This window comes from Amycolatopsis rhizosphaerae, from assembly GCF_007713715.1.
GTDB lineage: Bacteria > Actinomycetota > Actinomycetes > Mycobacteriales > Pseudonocardiaceae > Amycolatopsis_E > Amycolatopsis_E rhizosphaerae.
The window spans coordinates 1-3,416 of record NZ_VJWX01000652.1; the positions used below are offsets into that span (position 1 = coordinate 1).

The 3,416-nt window shown below is 69.2% G+C and carries 4 protein-coding genes; all 4 read left to right on the plus strand.

Features of this window, described 5'->3' with window-relative positions; all coding sequences use genetic code 11:
* Positions 1–441 (plus strand): SDR family oxidoreductase (locus FNH05_RS34910; RefSeq protein WP_144593119.1); only part of this gene is annotated, 441 nt, incomplete at its 5' end.
* Positions 438–1,952: an aldehyde dehydrogenase family protein gene (locus FNH05_RS34915; protein ID WP_144593120.1), complete on the plus strand. Its 1,515-nt coding sequence runs from the start codon at positions 438–440 to the stop codon at positions 1,950–1,952. The genes FNH05_RS34910 and FNH05_RS34915, both read left to right, overlap by 4 nt.
* A 2-nt stretch (positions 1,953–1,954) precedes the next feature.
* The gene (locus tag FNH05_RS34920) at positions 1,955–2,710 is read left to right on the plus strand and encodes a glucose 1-dehydrogenase (protein WP_144593121.1); all 756 of its coding nucleotides are present in this window, start codon (positions 1,955–1,957) and stop codon (positions 2,708–2,710) included.
* Positions 2,711–2,819: 109 nt separating this feature from the next.
* Positions 2,820–3,416: MlaE family ABC transporter permease (locus tag FNH05_RS34925; RefSeq protein WP_144593122.1), on the plus strand; the 597-nt coding region annotated here is incomplete at its 3' end.

Genomic DNA, 3,416 nt, shown 5'->3' on the forward strand with positions numbered 1-3,416 from the left:
GTGTACGGGCGGGTGGTCAACACCGCCTCGGAGGCGTTCCTGTTCGGTTCGGCTGGCCAGCCCAACTACGCCGCGGCCAAGGCCGGGATCGCCGCCCTCACCGTGGCGACCGCGCGGGGATGCGCGCGCTACGGTGTGCGTGCCAACGCGATCTGCCCCCGCGCGCGGACCGCGATGACCAAGGAGGTGTTCGGCGAAGCGCCCGAGGGTGCCGCCGACCCGCTCTCGGTCGACCACGTCGCCCCGTTCGTCGCCTACCTGGCCTCGCCGGAGGCCGACGCGATCAACGGTCAGGTGTTCGTGGTGCACGGCGGACGCATCGCGCTGGTGCGCCCGCCTTCGGTCGAACGGATCTGGAGCCTGGCCGAGCTCCCCGACGTAACCGGCTTCTTCGCCCACCGCGAGTCCGGGCAGATGTTCGCCAGTCAGGAGTTGTTGTGACCCTTACCGTGCAGCCGCATCGTGAATCCGTCGGCCTCAAGGCCGGACAGCTCTACCTCGACGGCCAGTGGGGACCGGGCAGCGGCGGGGAAACCTGGACCCACCTGCACCCCGCCACCGGCGAGGCCGTCGGCGAGTTCGCGGTGGCCACCGCCTCCGACGTCGACGCCGCCGTCGCCGCCGCCCGCAAGGCCTTCGAATCGGGCACCTGGTCCAACGCCAGGGCGGGGGTGCGCATCAAACTGCTGCACCGCTATGCCGGGCTGCTGCGCGAGCACGCCGAGGAACTGCGTGCGCTGCAGGCGCTGGACAACTCGGTGCCGCTGTCGTTCAGCGGCAGCATCTACGCGACCTCGGTGGAGGTGGCGGCCGACGTCTTCGACCACCACGCGGGCTGGGTGGACAAGCTCGGCGGCCAGACCCTGCCGCCGTACCAGGGCGGCGACCACCTCGCGATGACCTTCCGCGAGCCGATCGGGGTGGTGGCGGCGATCCTGCCGTGGAACGCGCCGTTCCTGCTGTTCGCGCAGAAGGTCGCGCCCGCGCTGGCCGCGGGCTGCACGGTGGTGCTCAAGCCCTCCGAGTACTGCACCTTCACCGTGCTGCGCATGGTGGAACTGCTGATCGAGGCCGGGCTGCCCGAGGGCACGCTCAACGTGGTGACCGGCCCGGGTGATCCCGTGGGCGAAGCATTGATCACGCATCCCGACGTGGACAAGGTCAGCTTCACCGGCAGCCGCGGGGTCGGCAGGCGGATCATCGAAGCGTCCGCGGGCACCCTCAAGCGCGTCTCGCTCGAACTGGGCGGCAAGAGCCCGGCACTCGTCTTCGCCGACGCCCCCAACCTCGGGCTCGCCGCGGCGACCGTGGTCGGCGCGGTGACCATGGGCCTGTCGGGCCAGGCCTGCGTGGCCAACACCCGCGCACTCGTACAGCGTGAGGTCTACGACGAGTTCCTCGCCGCGGCGCAGGGCATGGCGGCCGCCATCACCTACGGCGACCCGTTCGACCCGGGCGTGCTCGCCAGCCCGCTGATCAACCCGCGGCAGCTGGAGCGGGTGCTCGGCTACATCGAAAAGGGCAAGGAAGAGGGCGCCCGGCTGGTGACCGGCGGCGAACGGCTCGGCGGCGACCTCACCGCGGGGAACTTCGTCGGCCCGACCATCTTCGCCGACGTGGACAACGACTCGACGCTGGCGAGGGAAGAGATCTTCGGCCCGGTGCTCGCGGTCGTGCCCTTCACCGACGAGGAAGAGGCCGTCCGGCTGGCCAACGACACCGAATACGGGCTCGGAGCGAGCGTTTTCAGCGCCGACGCCCAGCGGGCCTTCCGTGTCTCGCGCAAGCTGCGGGCGGGCACGATCGGGATCAACGGCTTCCAGGTCGAACCGCATCTGCCCTTCGGCGGGTTCAAGCAGTCCGGCCTCGGCCGGGAGGGCGGCGAATCCTCGATCGAGGCCTTCACCGAACTCAAGTCCGTGTACCTGCCGTTGACCGACGAGATGATGTGACCATGGGCAGGCTCGACGGGAAGGTCGCGCTGATCACCGGCGCGGCCCGCGGCCAGGGGGCCGCGGCGGCGAGGAAGTTCGTCGCCGAAGGCGCGAAGGTGATGGTCGCCGACATCATCGACGACGAGGGAAAGCGGCTCGCCGACGAGATCGGCGCGCTCTACCAGCACCTCGACGTCTCGCAGGAGGCCGACTGGGCCGCCGCGGTCGAGCGGGTGCTGGCCGAGTACGGGCAGCTGACGGTGCTGGTGAACAATGCCGGCATCCTGCATTTCTCCGAACTGGGGAAGACCACGCTGGCCGATTACGAGCGCGTGATCGGGGTGAACCAGATCGGTGCGTTTCTCGGGATGCGTTCGGTCGTTGAACCCATGTCCGAAGCGGGCGTCGGTTCGATCATCAATTTGTCCTCTGTGGAGGGACTGGCCGGAATGCCGTACCTCATCGCCTACACCGCGAGCAAGTTCGCCATCCGCGGGATGACGAAGGTGGCGGCGCTGGAGCTCGGCGGCAAGGGCATCCGGGTCAATTCGGTCCATCCGGGCATGATCGAAACGGCCATGGTGTCCACGGCGGCGGGCGGTGCGCACGTCGACCTGTCGCCCGCGGGCAAGAAGGTGGCGCTCGGCCGCGTCGGACAGCCGGAGGAAATCGCGAACCTCGTGGTTTTCCTTGCCAGCGACGAAAGTTCCTACTCCACGGGGGCGGAGTTCGTCGCGGACGGCGGTGCCACCGCCACGCACGCGCTGAAGATCTGACGCGTACCGGGGCGGCCACCGGCGTGATCATGTGAACACCGCTAACGGAATGCGGCGGCACATGGTGAGTAAGACTCAAGGCAACGAGGCTAGGGTCTGCGGAGGTGTGATGGGTTCACGCAGTGGCACGTTCTCGGTTCCGGGTACCGCCGCGCTGACTCAGGTCGGTCGCCTGTCCACGCTCGGCTGGGAAGTCCTGCGCGCGATCCCGCGGCGGCCGTTCCAGTTCCGGGAATGGATCCAGCAGTGCTGGTTCTTCGCCAGCGTGACCATCCTGCCGACCGCGCTGGTGGCCATTCCGTTCGGGGCGGTGATCGCGCTGCAACTCGGCTCGCTCACCGGGCAGATCGGGGCCCAGTCGTTCACCGGTGCGGCGAGCGCGCTGGCGATCGTGCAGCAGGCTTCACCGCTGATCACCGCGCTGCTGGTGGCGGGCGCGGGCGGCAGCGCCGTCTGCGCCGACATCGGTGCCCGCAAGATCCGCGAAGAGATCGACGCGATGGAGGTGCTGGGCGTCAGCCCGGTCCAGCGGCTCATCGTGCCGAGGGTGCTGGCCGCGATGGTGGTGTCGATCCTGCTCAACGGCCTGGTCAGCGTGGTCGGGGTGCTGGGCGGCTATTTCTTCAACGTGGTCATGCAGGGCGGCACGCCCGGTGCGTACCTGGCCAGTTTCAACGCGCTGGCACAGCTGCCGGACCTCTACATC